21 protein-coding genes and 1 other annotated feature are annotated in these 18,740 nt (G+C 37.8%); of the genes, 2 read left to right on the forward strand and 19 right to left on the reverse strand.

Features of this window, described 5'->3' with window-relative positions; all coding sequences use genetic code 11:
* Positions 1–82: 82 nt before the first annotated feature.
* The 4 genes from safA to nadB form a co-directional block, all read right to left on the reverse strand.
* Positions 83–1,210, reverse strand: coding sequence for a SafA/ExsA family spore coat assembly protein (safA, locus tag BM121_RS13115; RefSeq protein ID WP_091484106.1), 1,128 nt, complete (start codon positions 1,208–1,210; stop codon positions 83–85).
* A gap of 174 nt (positions 1,211–1,384) precedes the next feature.
* The gene (gene nadA / locus BM121_RS13120) at positions 1,385–2,491 is read right to left on the reverse strand and encodes a quinolinate synthase NadA (protein WP_091484107.1); all 1,107 of its coding nucleotides are present in this window, start codon (positions 2,489–2,491) and stop codon (positions 1,385–1,387) included.
* Positions 2,488–3,333 (reverse strand): carboxylating nicotinate-nucleotide diphosphorylase, encoded by an 846-nt coding sequence (gene nadC / locus BM121_RS13125; protein ID WP_091484108.1) that lies wholly within the window; start codon positions 3,331–3,333, stop codon positions 2,488–2,490. The genes nadA and nadC overlap by 4 nt, the downstream gene beginning before the upstream one ends.
* Positions 3,330–4,868, reverse strand: a complete 1,539-nt coding sequence (nadB, locus tag BM121_RS13130; protein ID WP_175495429.1) for an L-aspartate oxidase — start codon at positions 4,866–4,868, stop codon at positions 3,330–3,332. The genes nadC and nadB overlap by 4 nt, the downstream gene beginning before the upstream one ends.
* Before the next feature lie 92 nt (positions 4,869–4,960).
* Here nadB and BM121_RS13135 point away from each other — a divergent pair, with 92 nt between their 5' ends.
* A complete protein-coding gene (locus BM121_RS13135) occupies positions 4,961–6,130 on the forward strand; it encodes an IscS subfamily cysteine desulfurase (protein ID WP_091484110.1) in 1,170 nt (389 codons plus the stop codon).
* A complete protein-coding gene (locus BM121_RS13140) occupies positions 6,108–6,641 on the forward strand; it encodes a transcription repressor NadR (protein ID WP_091484111.1) in 534 nt (177 codons plus the stop codon). The genes BM121_RS13135 and BM121_RS13140 overlap by 23 nt, the downstream gene beginning before the upstream one ends.
* 126 nt (positions 6,642–6,767) lie before the next feature.
* Here the strand turns inward: BM121_RS13140 and pheA are convergent, their stop codons facing one another.
* The 15 genes from pheA to BM121_RS13215 all read right to left on the reverse strand — a co-directional run bounded on the left by pheA (position 6,768) and on the right by BM121_RS13215 (position 18,667).
* A complete protein-coding gene (gene pheA, locus BM121_RS13145; protein WP_091484112.1) occupies positions 6,768–7,649 on the reverse strand; it encodes a prephenate dehydratase in 882 nt (293 codons plus the stop codon).
* A gap of 19 nt (positions 7,650–7,668) precedes the next feature.
* Positions 7,669–8,121 carry an ACT domain-containing protein gene (locus tag BM121_RS13150; protein WP_091484113.1) on the reverse strand — a complete coding sequence of 151 codons (453 nt, stop codon included), beginning with the start codon at positions 8,119–8,121 and terminating at the stop codon, positions 7,669–7,671.
* A 52-nt stretch (positions 8,122–8,173) separates the two neighbouring features.
* Entirely contained in the window at positions 8,174–9,454 is a 1,281-nt protein-coding gene (obgE, locus tag BM121_RS13155; protein ID WP_091484114.1) for a GTPase ObgE, read from the reverse strand.
* A 19-nt stretch (positions 9,455–9,473) separates the two neighbouring features.
* Positions 9,474–9,986, reverse strand: a complete 513-nt coding sequence (locus BM121_RS13160; RefSeq protein ID WP_139220268.1) for a Spo0B domain-containing protein — start codon at positions 9,984–9,986, stop codon at positions 9,474–9,476.
* Between the two features lie 237 nt (positions 9,987–10,223).
* Positions 10,224–10,502, reverse strand: coding sequence for a 50S ribosomal protein L27 (rpmA, locus tag BM121_RS13165; protein WP_091484115.1), 279 nt, complete (start codon positions 10,500–10,502; stop codon positions 10,224–10,226).
* Positions 10,503–10,516: 14 nt separating this feature from the next.
* Entirely contained in the window at positions 10,517–10,849 is a 333-nt protein-coding gene (locus BM121_RS13170; RefSeq protein ID WP_091484116.1) for a ribosomal-processing cysteine protease Prp, read from the reverse strand.
* A gap of 12 nt (positions 10,850–10,861) precedes the next feature.
* Positions 10,862–11,170, reverse strand: a complete 309-nt coding sequence (rplU, locus tag BM121_RS13175) for a 50S ribosomal protein L21 (protein WP_091484117.1) — start codon at positions 11,168–11,170, stop codon at positions 10,862–10,864.
* Positions 11,171–11,184: 14 nt separating this feature from the next.
* Positions 11,185–11,258, reverse strand: a sequence feature (ribosomal protein L21 leader region).
* 36 nt (positions 11,259–11,294) lie between these two features.
* Complete coding sequence (locus tag BM121_RS13180) at positions 11,295–12,743, reverse strand: ribonuclease E/G (protein WP_091484118.1); 1,449 nt, start codon at positions 12,741–12,743, stop codon at positions 11,295–11,297.
* Between the two features lie 13 nt (positions 12,744–12,756).
* A complete protein-coding gene (locus BM121_RS13185; protein WP_091484119.1) occupies positions 12,757–13,611 on the reverse strand; it encodes a site-2 protease family protein in 855 nt (284 codons plus the stop codon).
* Complete coding sequence (locus tag BM121_RS13190; protein WP_091484120.1) at positions 13,598–14,374, reverse strand: M23 family metallopeptidase; 777 nt, start codon at positions 14,372–14,374, stop codon at positions 13,598–13,600. The genes BM121_RS13185 and BM121_RS13190 overlap by 14 nt, the downstream gene beginning before the upstream one ends.
* Before the next feature lie 315 nt (positions 14,375–14,689).
* The gene (minD, locus tag BM121_RS13195; RefSeq protein ID WP_091484121.1) at positions 14,690–15,487 is read right to left on the reverse strand and encodes a septum site-determining protein MinD; all 798 of its coding nucleotides are present in this window, start codon (positions 15,485–15,487) and stop codon (positions 14,690–14,692) included.
* On the reverse strand, positions 15,480–16,163 hold the full coding sequence (gene minC, locus BM121_RS13200; protein ID WP_091484122.1) for a septum site-determining protein MinC: 684 nt from the start codon (positions 16,161–16,163) through the stop codon (positions 15,480–15,482). Before minC ends, minD begins: the two co-directional genes overlap by 8 nt.
* Before the next feature lie 36 nt (positions 16,164–16,199).
* A complete protein-coding gene (gene mreD, locus BM121_RS13205; RefSeq protein ID WP_091484123.1) occupies positions 16,200–16,739 on the reverse strand; it encodes a rod shape-determining protein MreD in 540 nt (179 codons plus the stop codon).
* A complete protein-coding gene (gene mreC / locus BM121_RS13210) occupies positions 16,736–17,614 on the reverse strand; it encodes a rod shape-determining protein MreC (RefSeq protein ID WP_091484124.1) in 879 nt (292 codons plus the stop codon). The genes mreD and mreC overlap by 4 nt, the downstream gene beginning before the upstream one ends.
* 12 nt (positions 17,615–17,626) lie before the next feature.
* Positions 17,627–18,667, reverse strand: coding sequence for a rod shape-determining protein (locus BM121_RS13215; protein ID WP_091484125.1), 1,041 nt, complete (start codon positions 18,665–18,667; stop codon positions 17,627–17,629).
* Positions 18,668–18,740: the final 73 nt, after the last annotated feature.

Genomic DNA, 18,740 nt, shown 5'->3' on the forward strand with positions numbered 1-18,740 from the left:
ATTGAAAATATAGACGCTAAACAGAGTGTTCTAGTCAAACAGAAAAAGACGATTCTATTTTCGAATCGCCTTTTTTCTATTATTATTCTCGGTTTCCACCGCAACCGCAGTCATTTTTATTGGCTTGACCGTAAGGCACTCCTTGTTGACCATATGGCTGATATGGCATTTGTTGCGGACTCTGCATTCCATATGGCATTGGCATTAATGGATAATTTGGTGCACCTGGTTGTGGGATCATTGGTTCCCCAGGCATCGGTGCTGGCATATTTGGTTGATGATGCATCGGCATTTGTTGTGGCATCATTTGTTGCATTGGTTGTTGTTGATTTGGCATCATTTGATTTTGTGGCATTTGTGGTGGTCCCCATGGCATTTGCTGTCCTTGATGTTCATTCACAGGTGGCATTTGTGCTTGATACCATCCTTGATGTGGCTCGGTAGATGGACCTGTTTGTTGTGGTTCCGATTGTTCACCCATAACCTGTGGTTGAAAACCTTCTGGAAACGGATATTGAGGCATATGTCCTGGATTTCCTGGATGACCCGGATGTCCTTGATATCCTTGATGCCCCGGATGTCCTGGATGACCTGGATGACCTGGATGACCTGGATGACCCATTTGGCCATATCCATAAGGTATACCATCTTGTGAACAACATGGTGCTTGCATTGGTAATGGTTGTGGATGATGGTGATGTGGTGCCATTGGTTTGTGTTCTGGTTTCATGTGATCCTCTACTCCAGCAACATGGTCGTCATCTTGCGTCGGATGAATATGTGTTTCGAAATTATTGGTCAGCTGTGTCCATTTTAAGTCTTGTGATGATTGAGATGGTGCTGGTTGTACAGGTTGTGGTGGTTGCTTATTAAAATGAATTGGTAAAGACGGCATTTCTTTTTTTAATGGCTCCCACTTTTTACCTTCATCTTCTTCAATGGAAGGTAAAATTTGATTGGGTGCTTGTGGTGTTACCTCCTGTTTGTCTTTTTTATCCGTTGTTCCAGGTTGAACTTGTTGTTTTTTGTTAGATGGTGCTGGTTGTTGTTTATTGTCAGACATAGCTGGAATCTTTATCTTCATTCCTGGCATAATCATCTCAGGATTTGAAATTTGTGGGTTCGCTGCAATCACGTCATCTAGGTTAACACCATATTTTTGCGCAATTTTCCAAAGTGTTTCGTCTTTTTGCACAACATGAATTTTCAAAGCAATTTCTCCTTTCTTCATGATAAGTATGGAAGGGCATTTGTCTCGGTCTAATCCATCTTCTTTATCAACATATGCAAAATGCCTAAAATGTTGAATAAAAAAAGAAGGATATCTTTTTTATTCTAGATATCCTTTACACAAATCAAATATATGATGGTACGTTTTTTGTCCTTATATCATTCCATGAAGCATGCGGTTGAGAGCCTGGTTAGCATTTTGGGTTATTTCATTAGGAACGGTTATCTGGTTGGTGTTTTTTCCTTCGCTCACTTCTTCTAATGCCCATGTTAAATGAGGTAAATCGATACGATTCATCGTTAAGCACGGACACATAAATGGGTTTAGTGAAATGATTGTCTTATCTTGATGGTTGTTAATTAAGCGATTGACTAAGTTCATTTCCGTGCCGATTGCCCACTTACTTCCGGCTGGTGCTTGCTCTATTTTTTCGATGATATATTTGGTAGATCCAGCAAGATCCGCTTGTTGAACAACTTCATACCTACATTCCGGATGGACAATAATAGTCATATCAGAATGATCTTTACGAACTTGCTCGATATTTTTGGTAGTGAAATTCTCATGTACAGAACAATGCCCCTTCCATAAAATAACACGTATTTGTTCTTCCGAATCACCTTCAAATTCTAATTTTCTCGCAATTGGGTCCCAAACAGCCATTTCCTCTAATGGAACACCTAATTCTACAGCCGTATTCCGACCTAAATGTTGATCAGGTAAAAATAACAGCCGTTGTTTTTGCTTGAATGCCCATTGCACCATTTGTTTAGCATTAGATGAGGTAACCGTGGCTCCACCATGCTGTCCTACGAATGCTTTGATTGCAGCGGTAGAATTGACGTATGTTAAAGGCAGAATAGTTTCCCCGAACAAGTCAGTTAGTTCCTCCCATGCCTCTTCGGTCTGCTTATCATTTGCCATATCTGCCATCGAACAGCCTGCACGCATATCAGGTAAGATCACCTTTTGATCATCATTCGTTAAAATATCAGCTGTTTCGGCCATAAAGTGAACACCACAAAACACAATATATTTCGCTTTTTGTTTTGCAGAAACTTGAGCGAGTTGTAAAGAATCTCCACTAGCATCGGCGAATTGGATGACTTCATCCTTTTGATAATGATGTCCTGGTATAAATAAGTCATCCCCCATCTGTCCTTTAATAGTTCTTATTCGTGCTATCATCTCTTCATTGCCCATTTGTTGATACTTTTCCGGTAATTGGTGATGCGTGGTAAATAGTGTTGCTAAATTCATTTTGTTCCCCCCTTAATGTTAAAACTGATATCTAATGCCTGCGCTGAATGGGTAATAAACCCAAGTGAAATCATGTTCACCTTGGTATCCTTGTATAAGTGAATATTATCAACTGTAATATTACCGGAAGCTTCCGTCATAATATGGTTTGGCACTAGGTTGATCAGCTCTCTTATTTCTTCCGGTGACATGTTATCAAACATAATGACATCCACACCTGCTGCAATCGCTTCCTGTAATTGTTGTTTGCTTTCGATTTCTACTTCGACTTTTATCATATGCCCTGTCGAAGCTCGTACTTTTTTGACCGCTTCCGTGATCGAGCCCACCGCTGCAATGTGATTGTCCTTTAACATCACCGCATCATCAAGTCCGAAACGGTGATTCACTCCACCACCACAGCGAACGGCATATTTTTCTAACATACGTAATCCTGGTGTCGTTTTACGAGTATCGGTAATTTCTATTTGATCATTAGCTAAGTTATGGACTGCTTGAGACGTAATGGAAGCAATACCGCTTAGTCGTTGCAAAAGGTTTAAAATAACCCGCTCTGTGGTTAACAACAACGGATATGGGCCAGTTACTTGTGCAATGACATCTCCTGTTTTTACTTGTTGACCATCTGTTTTGAATAGTTCCAGTTTTATCTTTCCAGCAAAAAGCGGATATGCTTCTCCTAATATAACTTCACCAGCAAAAACACCATCCACTTTTGCCATAAATTCACCTGTTCCTTCGGTATATGGTTGGTCGAAAATACAATCACTTGTGATATCTCCACTTCCGATATCTTCCTGAAAAAAATGGCTTAATTGTTTTTTTAGCTGTAATTGATTCATACTTTTACTCCTTGTTTGATTAATTGAAAGGTAATACTTTTATTTTTCCATTGTTCGCTTTGATTCGGATAGTCCACTCGGTAGTGAGCACCTTTACTCTCTGTTCGTTTCCTCGCAGCTTTCGTGACGAGCAGTGCAACAAGTAAATGATGCTGTATTTGAATTTGCTCCCGTGATAAAGCATAGGACAGTAAATCATTTTCATGGATTATCGTAAATTCGTTTAACCATTCCAACATTTTTTTCAAACCAGTTTCATGTCGATTAATGCCCACATAAGCTGTCATTCGTTTCCGTAATTGTTCAAAATCAGGTTGCTGTCTTGATAACTGTTTTGGTTGATTTTCTGATATGTTGTCAAAGGACAAGCTTGGTTGCATTTGTAAGTACTCTGCTAATCTCGTGGCAAACACTATTCCCTCTAACAATGAATTACTTGCCAGACGATTTGCACCGTGTACATGAGTACAAGCTACCTCGCCAATCGCATATAATCTTGGGATATTAGTCCTGCCAAGCAAGTCGGTTTCTACTCCGCCCATTGTAAAATGAGCACCTGGTTTTACCGGAATCAATCCTTGCTGCAAATCTATGTTATTCTTTTCACATACTGAATTAATAAAAGGAAATTTAGTTTGAAAGTTTTTGATTTTCCGAATATCTAAAAATATTTGATTACCTTTTGTTATTTCCGTCATAATCGCCCGGGCTACAATGTCCCGAGGTGCAAGATTTTCCAGTGGGTGAATATCTATCATAATCTCTCGCTGGTCCTGATCCACCAGAATTGCTCCTTCTCCTCGAACCGCTTCTGAAATCAAGTCATTGTATCGAGCTTGTGTTGCCAGCATAGTCGGGTGAAATTGGACAAATTCCAAATCAGATACTATTGCACCAGCACGATAAGCTATCGCTATCCCGTCACCCGTAATACTGGGATCATTGGATGTTGTATCATATAGTGCACCAAAGCCTCCTGTAGCCAATACAATATGATCTGCAGAATAAGTATGATATTGATTCTGTTGATCAATAGTAATGATTCCTTTACACTCTCCCGCTTTGGTAACACAATCTACGGCAAGTTGACCTTCGATCATCGTTATTCTTCCTTGCAATAACTTCTGATAAAAGTTAATCAGATATTTGCCGGTTTGATCTCCACCTGCATGAATAATTCTTCGCTGACTATGCGCCCCTTCACGTCCAAATAAAAGTTCACCTTGTTGATTACGATCAGCTAAAAATCCTTTTCTTAGCAGTCTTTTTACTACCTGCTGACCCTCTTTCACCAATGTTTCTACAGCAACTCGATGATTGTGGAATAAACCTGCTTTTAAGGTGTCTTCTACATGTAATTGCCATTGATCCTTTACGGAAATAGCAGCAGCTATCCCTCCCTGAGCACGGATAGAGTTACTATTTTGGATTGCATTTTTCGTGAGAATAGTGACATCCGCATGCTGCCATAATTTACTTGCCAATACATATGCGGCAAGACCTGAGCCAACAATAACAATTTTTTGTCTTTGCAAAATAACACACCTAACTTTACAGTTGTCTTTACAGTTATCTTTACATATAATGAATGATATGACAAGTATTTTTTATAGGAAAGGAAGATTGGATGATCTATTCTGATTATGCCGCTACATCTCCCATGTCAGAAATTGCATTAGATGTATATCAGGAAGTGGCTCGAGATTATTTCGGAAATGCCAGCAGCTTGCATGATGCAGGTGGGAAAGCAAAAGATATATTAGAGCGTTCAAGAAGTATGATTGCGAAACTTTTATATACAGAAGCAAGACAAATCGTATTTACGAGCGGAGGTACGGAAAGTAATCTGCTGGCTGTCGATACATTATTAAGAGCTAGCAGGTTAAAAGGAAGAAAGCACGTCATTACAACGGAGGTAGAACATAACTCACTATATTACTTCATGAAAGATTTAGCACACCAATCTAATATAGAGGTAACTTTTTTACCAGTAGATCAAAATGGACAAATTCACCTTTCCGATCTTGAAAAAGCCATTCAGACTAACACATGTCTTGTCTCTATTCAACATGTTAATGGTGAAACGGGTGTGATTCAGCCAATAAAGGATATAGGAGAATTCTTACAAGATCGGGATATACCTTTTCATAGCGATATGGTTCAATCATTTGGTAAAATAAAGGTAGCAGACTTGATACCTCTTGTTGACAGTATGACGATATCAAGTCATAAAATTTTTGGACCTAAAGGGGTCGGTGCGATATATTTTTCTAAGAAGCTATCGTTAACATCTCACCCTGTTTCAACTAATCATGAGCATGGTTTAAGACCAGGAACAGTTAATGTGCCTGGTATAGCTGCATTTGCTGCAGCAGCCTCGGAAACCCTAGCTGATCTTGCTGTGAACCAAGTTCACTTACAAAATATACGAAATCTATTTATTCGGAAAGTGAAATCTGCGGGGATTCCGCTACAGCCTATCATAACCGAAAATCAGTGTCCGAGTATTATTGGTTGTGTTAGTGATTTTGTACAAGGTGATTATGTCATGCTAGAATATAATCGGCACGGCATTGCTATTTCGACAGGTAGTGCATGTAGTATTGGAGCAACTGAATTGCCAAAATCAATTCAACCGTTTATCACTAATCTCGAAGAAGGAAAACGGTTTGTACGATTTTCTTTTAGCCATCATACAACGGAAAAAGACATTCAAGATATCATTGAAACATCAGATACAATATTCAAACGAATAATGGAGGAGAGACAAGGCTATGACAAAAAAGTTAACGGGTAAAACTCGACGCGATAGTCTTCTGACCTGGTTACAGAATAGTAAAACACCGCTCACAGGAACAGAGCTGGCTGACAAAGCTAATGTAAGCAGACAAGCGATTGTGCAGGATATTTCCTTACTAAAAGCTCACAATCATCCTATTATCGCTACAAGTAATGGTTATTTATATATGAGAGCAGAAAACGAAAAGACTGATTTCCGCCGTGTCATTGCTTGTAATCATGAAAGTAAAGACACGAAGGAAGAGTTGTATACGATAGTAGACTTTGGTGCGACTGTAGAAGATGTCATCATCGAACACCCTATTTATGGTGATTTAAAAGCCTCTTTGATGATAAGTAGTCGTGCTGATGTTGATCAATTTGTTCGTAAAATCAAAGAAAAAAATGCTCCATATTTATTGGAGCTAACGGATGGTATTCATAATCATACAATGGTTGCTAATGAAGAATGGAAATTGGATCAAGCATATAAAGCGTTAAAAGATAAAGGATTTATTGTGGAACAATAGGAGTAAGCATTGGAGATTTTGCGGGCCGTTCGCGTAAGCTTTCAGCTTGGATTGTTTTTTCTTTTTATCGAAGGATCCATTAGATTTTTTGCCTGTTCCAATAAAATCATAGCAAAACGCTTGCGATTATACCGCAAGCGTTACGCCATTTCCACTGTGTAGATAGTACGGGTAGCTTCCTAATATCGATATTTTACAGCCTAACGTTTCCATTTCTGTTATAGCATTTGGAATCAGAACATCATCCATTTTTTGTTCAATGTCGATTAAGAAGTAATAATTTCCGAGACCTGTTTTCATCGGACGTGATTCAATTTTTGATAAGTTCAAGTTACGCCATGCAAAAGCCGATAATACTTGATGTAATGAACCAGGTTGATCAGATGGTAATGTAACTGTTACCGTTGTTTTGCATCCCTTTTCCTCCATTTTATTGGAAGTTAACTCTATCTGGTCCTTATGCAAGACAACGAATCTCGTATGATTATTATCAAAATCATGGATGTCCTTTTTTACAATCGATAAACCATATTCTTTCGCTGCTAGGTGGTTGGCAATTGCAGCAATATTTTGATCAGGATGTTGACTGACAAATTCTGCAGCTGCTCCTGTTGAAGTCATCGAATGGGTCGGTACCTTTACTAACTCCTTGTGTAAATAGCTGTGACATTGTGCAATCGCATGAGCATGAGAATAAATTGCATCGCTTTCTGACCATTTATCAACATTATCCGGGTGGACCATCAAGTGCTGACGAATCGGTATAATTACTTCACTTACAATTTTCACTTGTTGCACTTGAATTAAATAATCCAATGTTATATTAACCGTACCTTCAATCGCATTTTCCAATGGCAAAACAGCATAGGTTACTTCATTGTTAACAACAGCATCAATACATTCCGGAATCGTACTATATCCTTTTTTTACTTCACCATTAAACATCGAATCTACTGCTATTTTAGTGAAAGTTCCTTTTGGACCTAAATAGCCTATTGTTTCCTTCATATAGCTTGCTCCCCCTATGTTATGAAACACCTGAACTTAATATTTCTACCTGATTGACATAATCAATCTGTTTTAAATTTTTTAAAAGCTGATCGATTTCGACAGTCATTCCATTTGTATTTAGTGATAACGTGACATTTGCTTTTCCTTGAATAGGAATCGTTTGGTGAATCGTTAAAATATTGCATCCCGCCTGTGCGACAACTGATAAAAGAAAAGATAATACCCCTGTTTGATCGTCCAAATGAAAAAACAGCGTAATCATTTGCTCTTTTGCCATATGTTGAAATGGAAAGACAGCATCACGATATTTATAAAAGACACTACGCGACAAACCGACCTGGCGCGTAGCCTCATGAATCGAATCCACTTTGTGACTTTCCAATAATTTTTTCGCTTCCAGCGTTTTTTTCATACCATCCGGTAAGAAATCCTCACTTACCAGATAAAACTTTTCATTTTTCGCAGACATCCTCATTCCCCTTTTTATCAACGGATGGTCTTGCTACTAAGCATCATATCTATTATTCCATAAATTCAAATTCATAATCAAGCAGTCGAACCGTATCACCGTCTTTTGCTCCACGTTCTCTTAATGCATCATCTACACCCATTCCGCGCAGTTGTCTGGAGAAGCGTTGAACGGATTCATCACGACTGAATTCAGTCATCTTAAATAACTTCTCAATTTTTTCTCCATATAATACATAGGCACCATCAGGGTCACGAGTAATCGAGAAGGCCTTTTCTTCTTTTTCAAATCGATAAACGACTCGATCCTCAACATCTTCAACTGGTTTATAATTTTTCGGAATTTCATCTAGTTTATTCGCTACAGCAAATAATACATCCCGAATTCCATCTTTGGTAACCGTTGAGATCGGGTAGATTGGATAGTCTTCTTCTAACTGTTCTTTAAAAAAGGCAAGCTGTTCTTCTGCTTCCGGTAAATCCATTTTATTAGCGACGATGATCATCGGGCGCTCTAACAATGTTGGATCGTATTGTTCTAGTTCTTTGTTAATAGTAACGAAATCTTCATAGGGATCCCGGCCTTCGGTTGCTGCCATATCTAACACATGTAAGATGACACGTGTACGTTCAACATGTCGTAAAAATTGATGACCAAGCCCGACACCTTCATGTGCCCCTTCAATTAACCCAGGTAGGTCTGCCAGAACAAAACTGCGTTGATCGGCAGTATCGACTACACCTAAATTAGGTTGTAAGGTCGTGAAATGATAATCGGCTGTCTTTGGTCTTGCAGCACTTACCGTTGATAATAGGGTAGATTTACCAACGCTTGGGAAACCTACTAAACCGACATCGGCAATTAATTTTAATTCAATTTGGATATCACGTTCCACACCAGGTTCACCATTTTCTGAAATTTCTGGAGCAGGATTTCTTGGTGATGCGAAGCGAATATTTCCTCGCCCACCTCGTCCACCTTTTGCAATGACTCCCTGTTGTTTATGTTCAATCAAATCGGCGAGTACTTCCCCTGTGTTGACATCTCTAACAGTGGTACCCGGCGGTACTGACAAAACTAATGGTTCTGAATTCTTACCATGCATCCCTTTACCCATTCCGTTCTCGCCACGTTTAGCTTTAAAGTGTTTTTGGTAGCGGAAGTCCATTAGCGTGTTCAAACCTTCATCAACTTCAAAGACAATATCACCACCATTACCACCGTCGCCACCAGCAGGACCTCCCATTGGGACATATATTTCACGTCTGAAAGCAACAATACCGTTACCTCCGTCACCTGCTTTTACATATACTTTGACCTGATCGACAAACATGCTGTCACACCTTCTTTCGTTATTCTTGCCACTCTATCCCTAGTTTTCCTTCTGTTGTTACATCTTGAATAAAGGATAAAGATTCTAATTTCTGTTTCAATACATCTATATCGGTCCAATTAAGATCAAACGTTAAGTGAATATGTATAGTATGGTTCACTTTTTTAAAAATAAGCGTACCGATATATTCTTCATATTCCTTTTGATAGGAAGGTAATATTTGAAATATCTTTTGTACTTTAGCTAGTAATGCTTCATCGTCTATGATAGCCGGTTGTTCCTCGACTAATGATTGAAAATGCAACTGAAACGTTTCAGAACGCCAATTCAATTGATACAGCCAGACCATAGTTTTCGGTATATTTAATCGGTCCAAACCTCGTTCCTTGTTCGACCTTTCTATCACGTCTGTTATTTTACTTTGTATTTTATCTAATTTCCCCATTTGAGCATAGCCCAAAATTAATTGCAAATCATTAAGCCAGTCGTGACGATAATGACGCAACATTTCGACTACATCTTGTTCTTTCAACGTCTTCACCCCTCACACAATAAGCAAATTATAGCATAGAAAGACGTAAGATTCATCTATATGTATAGAATTACAATAGTAGTATCTAATAATTCCTGCTTTATAGATACTCGGTTTCACTCAGGAGCTTCGCACTTCCCGCAACTGATAAATTCAGAACGTCTTGTACACCAACAAATATATACATCCAAAATAAAAGGCTCTAACCTTGATAGATTAGAGCCTTTTTTTATTCCCTTATGCAGGATATACACTAACTTTTTTGCGATCGCGTCCTAGGCGTTCGAATCTAACCACACCTTCTGCTTTAGCATATAGTGTGTCATCTCCACCACGGCCTACGTTTACACCTGGGTAAACTTTTGTACCGCGTTGACGATAAAGGATTGAACCACCTGAAACGGCTTGACCGTCTGCACGTTTACAACCTAAACGTTTAGACTCAGAGTCACGACCGTTTTTCGTACTACTTACACCTTTTTTTGATGCGAAAAACTGTAAATCTAGACGTAGCATGTCGTTGCACCTCCTTATTTTTCAGAAATAGATATATATTGACCATAATCCCGCTCAACGGTTTGTAAAGAAACCACCATAGCTTCAAAGAGTAACGATACTTTTTCTAAAAGTAAATCATCCAATAAAGCAGGAATAGTGACCTTCATATAACCACCTTCATCACCGGCTTGGTCGATATCCAAGTCAATCTCACATAGCGAAAACACTGCGTTGACAGAACCAAAAGAGATCGCAGATACAGCTGCACAAACTAAGTCGTGCCCCTCTGGTCCACTTCCAGCATGCCCTGTCAGTGTAAATGATTTTATATACGTTTGCTCACGCTCAATTGTCACGTTAATCATACAAACAAAACCTTATGCATTGATTTTCTCAACTGTAACTTTTGTGTATGGCTGACGGTGACCTTGTTTACGTGAATAGTTTTTCTTTGGCTTGTACTTAAATACAGTGATTTTCTTTTGACGGCCTTGTTTTTCTACTTTAGCCGTTACAGAAGCTCCATCAACGTATGGAGTACCAAATTTTGAATTGTCTCCACCTACTGCAAGTACTTTGTCAAATGTTACTGATTCACCAGCCTCAGCAACTAGTTTCTCTACAAAAATCTCTTGGCCTTCTTCTACTTTTACTTGTTTTCCACCAGTTTCAATAATAGCGTACATTCTCTGCACCTCCTCATATGACTCAGACTCGCCATACAGGTAGCTTATCAAAGCTTTAAAGACCTGTTCTGCGCGGTTGTTAGCAACGGGTGCTACTTAAACAACATGACGATCTTACCATATATTAAAGCAACTTGTCAATGACTATTTCCTGATTGTCTGCCATATACAGATTTATTAGTTCCTTACTGCCGGAACGGATAACCTGATAATGTTGAACGTATTCATCTGTGTAATAATACAGTTCTATTTGAATGTTAGATAAGACATCATTAGTCAGTTTTTCTTTCAAAACGCTATACAAGTCTGGGTGAAGTGCAAGCAATAAACACTCCGTATTTCGATTCCACTCTAACAGTTCGCGCTCCAATTGATAACCGACCGTATCCACTGATAATACAGGTTCCTTACTTGAAGCACTATTGGTAAGAATTTCTAAGAGCCCTGTTCTTTCTCTTTTTCTTGTCATTTCCAATAAACCTAGCTGTGTAAAGCCGAATACTTCTGTTCGCAACGGATCTTCTCGTAGAGCCTTTTTCATTTCTTTTACGATGATATTTTCTTCTTTTTTTCCCATTTTCAGAAAGTCAATCATGATGATTCCTGAGATATTACGCTTGCGAATTTCCTCTACGCAATATCTAACAGAACGTTGATTAATGCGATAGATAGTTTCTTGTTTATTTTGGCGACTCGTAAATCTGCTGCTGTCAATATCTATCACTGTTAATGCCTCTGTTTGTTCCACTGTTAATGTTATACCGTCCTGTTTATGAACGACAGGATGAATCGCTTCTGTCAACCATTGATTCACATCATAGCCTGCTATCTGATTAGCTTCTTTCCTAATCCTCATCTTATCTGCTAAATCAGGAAAAATTGTCTTCATTTTTTGAAGAGCACGACGCTCATCGAAAGTAATATCATGAAAAGCTTCGTTTTGGTATTGATTTAACATTTGATCAGGTACCATTGGATATTGAAAAAGGAAGTACGGGGCTTTATGTTGTGTTGCATCCCGTTCCATTTGCTGCCACCGTTGTCTGCTTGTGGCTAATTCACTTAATACCTGGTCTGTTTTAGCATTCGCAATTTCTGTTCGTAATATAGCTCCTTCATTAGAAGATAGTTGTTCAGTTAGAAAACTTTTCCATTGGTCCGTTAATGATTGCGATAATTTTTTAGAACTGGCAACGTAACTTCCTTTTGGTAAATAAACAATCCGCTGCCCAGTAAGCGTTATATTAGCAGTAAGTCTTGGACCTTTATCCTGATACGCTTCTTTTATAACCTGAACTATAATACTTGCTCCATCTGTTAAATCAGAAGAGAGTCGGTCATTTACCCCTAAAAAAGGCACTTCACTTTTTGGCAGAAAACCAACTTTCTTCTCTCCAATATCGATAAAAGCTGCTTCCATACTTTCATCAACATTTCGTATTTTCCCTTTATAAATCGAGCCCAAACGAGCGTCTGTTGACTGTCGGTCTATAAAAATATCGGTACATTGCTTTTCTTCAAATAACAGTCCGATTTTTTCCGAGCAGCTTGTATAAAAGTGTATTTTCTTCATTTTAATCCTCTTTCTATCCTGTAAGTAATTGGCCTACACTCGCATGAATATTTTTCTGATCGAAATAAGTGCGCAGACAATCTCGTTCTGTTAACCAATAAACCTTCCCGTGTTGATCATATACTTTGATACAATGAAAGGTATCTCTTTTAAATAAACGAAACAATTGCAATAAACTAATCGATGCAGGGACTTCAATTTCCCTTTGTTTCCGGTATTTAGTGGTCTCACTATATCGACTCCATAAAAAGCGCCACCATTTAAAATATCTTCTTTTCCATTCTAATCGATTTTCCCAAATTAAAAAAATCATAAGTAAAGTAAAACTTAGTGAGAGCCACGCCTGACTATATACATAAACACTTACACATACAATCGTAACAACGGATATCATAATCATCCATCTATGAGAAACTGGAAAGGAAAAAAAATAATCCAAACTAAGCTGGACAAGCTTTCCACCATCAAGTGGCCATATAGGTAATAAATTTCCTATTAATATAAATGAATTATATTGATAGGCAATCATTAATGTTGATTCTGGTAAGAAGCCACTGATATCTAACATATAGATAACGGCATAGATAGCAATATGTTGTAATGGCCCTGCAATCGTAACTAGAAATTCTTCACGTAATGGTCTTGTCCCATACTCATCTGTTTCCATCACTCCACCAAAAACCCACAAAAAAATGCGCCGAATTCGCCACTTGAAAACGCGCGCGCAAGTATAATGCCCTAATTCATGAATAAAAACAATCAAAAAAATAATGAGAAATTCCACAAACATACCGGTAAGTATAGCGACAAATAAGAAAAAAAATAAAACCGGGTGAATATGAATAGGTGGTAATTTAAGATTGTTCATCAACATGCATCACCCGAATCGGATCTAAAAATTCACGATTTTTTTCAATTGCAAAATACATTGCTGCTTTTGTCTCAGAAGGTTCATAGTTACCTATTTTCTGATTTGCTTTAATCGATTGATAGGAATGAACATCTATATTAGTTAAATTTCCATAAATCGATTTACTGCGATCTTCATGTTGGACAATCACCGTTTTTCCTGTTTCACGATCATTACCAGCGAATAGAACAGTTCCTCCATCAACAGCAATTACTTCTGTTTCTTCAGTTGATGAGATTAATATACCTTCTCCATTTTCTTGAAACGTCTGATTAACCTGACCTGAAACTGGTAAAGCAGTAGGTTCTGCAGTTTCTGCACTGTCAAGATCTGCTTCTATTGCAAATGGAGCACCAAACCTTGCTTGATACCATGCATTCACACTTGCAAAGGGAAATTCCTCAGTCATCGTATAATTTACCCAGTTCCGTGGTTGTTCAAGCCATTGCTGATTGGAAGCCGTTGAGAATACTGTAACAAAAAATATGATGGCAGCAACAATGCTTTTTACAAGAAACGATTTTAAATATGGTTGATCATGATTGTTGTGATAGCCTCCAAGACTCGGAGAGTACCCATGTCTTTCTTCGTCTTCCATGTAAGACTGGTTTACATAACTGTGATGCTTTACGCTTGATACTCGTGGTGATGTGATTTTCTTTTTGGACTGTTTTCTTTTCGTAATATTTTGGCGTATTTGTGATAGGTTATCTTTTTTCATCAGCATCCATTCCTTTTTTCCAACGTTTGTACAATATATGTGGACAACCATAAGAATATGAAAAAGAGCTAAAAAAACTTAGAAAAGCATTATTCATAAGATTAAGTTGAGTACCTCAAGCCTAGGAACTGGGACAACATCCGCTACTTATCTATTATTTCTTCTAACCGGTCCTCTTTTAAAAGATTGTTGCAGAAAGTAAATTCACAATAAGTTTACATCATAGTTTGGGTTAACAATTTTAGTTAATCAGTAACAAAGAATATGTAATTCATAAAAAAAGAGTTTGCTTGATAGTAAGCAAACTCTTTCATCTTATTTTTTTATTCCGAATGCTTTTTTTACTTTGTCTAAGAAGGTTACTTTTTCCTCCAACGAGAGAAGTGGTACGGATTCGCCTAGTATTCGCCTTGCAATATTACGATAAGCAATAGATGCTCTTGTATTTGGTTGAAAAGCAACGGGCTCACCATGATTAGATGCTTTAATAACATCATCATCGTCTGCAACTATTCCTAATAAATCTATCGACAATACTTGTATTATTTCATCTACATCCATCATATCGCCACTTTTCACCATATGGTTACGAATACGATTTATAATTAGATGAGGAGGTTCCATATCTTCTTGTTCCAATAAACCAATAATTCGATCAGCATCCCTTACACTTGATTTCTCAGGAGTTGTCACGACAATCGATTTATCAGCCCCTGCCACTGCATTGCGATAACCTTGCTCAATACCTGCCGGGCAATCAATTAATATATAATCATAATCTGGCTTCAATTCTTCAATGATGTGCACCATACCCTCAGGAGTTAATGCCGATTTATCACTTGTTTGTGCTGCAGGTAATAAATATAAACAATCAAAGCGTTTATCTTTAATTAATGCCTGAGAAATTTTACATCTTTTTTCCAGCACATCCACAATATCATAAATGATACGATTTTCCAGACCTATAATAACATCTAAATTTCGCAGTCCGATATCCGTATCTATTAAACATACTTTTTTCTCTAGTAATGCTAATGAAGTTCCTAGATTTGCCGTAGTAGTCGTTTTACCGACACCACCTTTACCAGAAGTAATAACTATAGCTTCACCCATTCATAACTCTCCTTTCAAAAGCATTTAAATCTGGACGCGATCTTGCAACTGTACTAATACGGTCCATAACAATTTGTTCACCCTTTGAGTCAATAAAGCCACATTCCATAGGAGCACCTTCTGAGTCAGCATCTGGCGACCTGCTAATTACTTCTGCTATACGTAATTGGCTAGGTGCCATATGTGCAGCGGCTACTACAGCACCTTTATTACCTTCTGCACCAGCATGTGCAATCCCTCTCAAATTACCCATCACAAATATATTACCAGATGCTACTACTTTACCACCGGGGTTCACATCACCAACCAATAATAAATCACCATTAATCTCTAATACTTGTCCAGAACGAATAATCTTATTATGTAAATTGACATCTGTTTCTTCTTTCCATTTTAACGCTTCTTCTTTTAAAATAACATTCGAAGCTATTTTGTCTACAACTAACTTATTATGCTTGCGAATGACTTCTCTTAATGTTTGTTCCTGTTGATTAGTAATATAACGGTACCCTAATTCAACTTTCACCGTAATCAATGGCTCATCCACTGCCATGTGTTTCGTGGAAAGAATTTCTCCCAATTCCTCCAGCAGCTCATTCCAAGCACATTGATCATTCATGAAAAGGGTTAGACCATCTCTTGTCCCTTTTATTGTAATCCATTTATTTGATGTCACTTCTATTCAACCCCTTAAAACATTCACTAACCACTATCAATCTGATCGTTCAAACTTAATATACGACCATTTTGTTAATTTTTTTGCAAATATAAGATAAATTAGCAAGCCAAATAAAATATTCCATATACTTGTTGGAATTAACCGATTCTGCCAATATAAATACCAACTGTTCTCATGTACTTGAATAATATTATAAAGGAAAAAGATCAAAATGTCTGTAGCTACTACCCCTACAGTCGTCATCAATATAGCAATCAAAAAGTTCGACTGCAATACTTTCATTAATCCTCTTGCTGCATATAATACTGCTGTATAAGCAAATATGTAAACCCCTATAACATCAGTATAAACTATATCTATAATAAAGCTGAACAGAATCGACAATAAAATAGCATAATACGTAGATTCTTTTTCAAAAAAGATCGTGACATATAACAGAAACATAAAAAGAAAATGCGATACAAATACCCATTCATCTTGCAAAAATGGAAGGTTTATCGTTGCCAATGTACCTTCCAGTATCACCAATATAAAGCAGATGAGTGCAATAAGAAAAGGGATCATGCTTTTCATGACTCATCCTCCTCTGTTTCCTCATCCACAGTGGTCGTTGATCGATCCATAACGATTACATGATTTAAATCATGTAAATCAGCTGATGGTCGTACATGTGCAATACTCGTTAATTCATAACGATCAGCTTCTACATCGACAACTTCACCAACTTCAAGCCCTTTAGGAAAAATTCCGCCGAGTCCTGAAGAAAATACATATTGGCCTTTTTCTAGCTCACCATCATTATCGTTCATTTCCATCAAAAGCAACTCTGACTCTTCATCATAGCCGACGATGAATCCTGAACTATCCGTTTCCGTATCTTCTTCATAAACATTTACTGAAATTCGATTGGTGCGGTCAAATCCGTTAAGCAATAACACGGTTGATGTAAACGGTGAACTAGATTGGACTTTTCCAATCATCCCTTTTCCGGTTACCACTGACATATTGGGCTGTACACCATGCTCTGTTCCTTTATTAATAGTGATTAGCTTAAACCATTGATCCTTGCTTCTTGCAATAACTGATGCCTGGATCGCATCAAAATTCTGCAAGAAATCTGATTCTGATTTATTCAATAGCTCTTTTAATTCATCCATTTCTTTCGTTAGTTCTTGATTTTCATATTCTAGCTGCCTTATCTCGTCTAAGCTTGATTTTAATTTTTGATTTTCACGATAAACATGGCGAATTTCTTTTATATTATTGGCAATTCCGGTCGTGAACGTAATCGGCTTATTAATCACTTCCTGCGACCAACCAACGCTATCATGAATAAAGTCTTCAATGATGGTCAGATCTGTTCGTTCACGTAACGAAAAACCAATCAAACCTACGATGATGATTAACGAAATCATTAAAATAAACAGTCGCCTTTTCTTATAAAACATCATAACACCTTCTTAATCTGATAAATGCCGCACCCCTACATTTGGGTGTGACCGAAAATGCTCAATATATTCTAGAGATTTCCCTGTGCCAATTGCGACACTATCTAACGGTTCATCCGCAACAAATACCGGCATTTTTGTATCATCACTAATTACTTTATCTAAATCTTTTAACAGTGCTCCCCCGCCGGATAACACAATACCTCTGTCCATAATATCTGCTGCAAGCTCAGGTGGAGTACGTTCAAGCGTGTTTTTCACTGCTTCTACAATGGAATCCACAGTATCTTTTAATGCGGATGCAATTTCCGACGCACTGACACTAATTGTTTTCGGTAATCCTGTTAATAAATCACGTCCACGTATATCCATTAGTTCCTTCTCGGATGAAGTTATAGCAGAACCTATATCCACCTTTAATGATTCAGAAGTGCGCTCTCCAATCATAAGGTTATATGTTCTTTTTACATATTGAATGATCGATTCATCCATATCATCACCAGCGGTACGAATGGACCTACTTGTAACAATACCACCAAGAGAAATAACCGCTACTTCAGTTGTTCCTCCACCGATATCTACAATCATACTACCAGTTGGCTCCCATACAGGTAAACCAGCACCAATAGCAGCAGCGAATGGCTCTGCAATTGGAAATGCATCTTTTGCACCTGCATGTTTGGCTGCATCAATTACAGCTCGTTCTTCTACCATTGTTATTCCAGATGGCACACATACCATTACGTTTGGTTTTTTTGCAAAGCTGGATCTGTTTCTCTGCGCTAATTTGATATAATATTTCATCATGGAAGCAGTGGTATCATAATCTGCAATAACTCCATCTTTCATCGGTCGAATAACTTGAATATTTCCTGGAGTACGACCAATCATATTCCTGGCATTACTACCAACTGCCTCAATATCACCTGTTGTCTTATTTATTGCTACTACGGAAGGTTCACGCACAACAATACCTTTACCTTTGATGAATACTAATGTGTTTGCTGTACCTAAATCAATCCCCAAATCTTGTGATAAACTAAATAGTCCCAATCTTTTTCTTCCTCTCAACCATTATTATACTAAACATTCACTTAAATATTTTATGCTTTTATTGGCTTTCAAT

Origin of the sequence: Gracilibacillus orientalis, assembly GCF_900114645.1 — a bacterium.
Classification (GTDB): Bacteria; Bacillota; Bacilli; order Bacillales; family Amphibacillaceae; genus Gracilibacillus; species Gracilibacillus orientalis.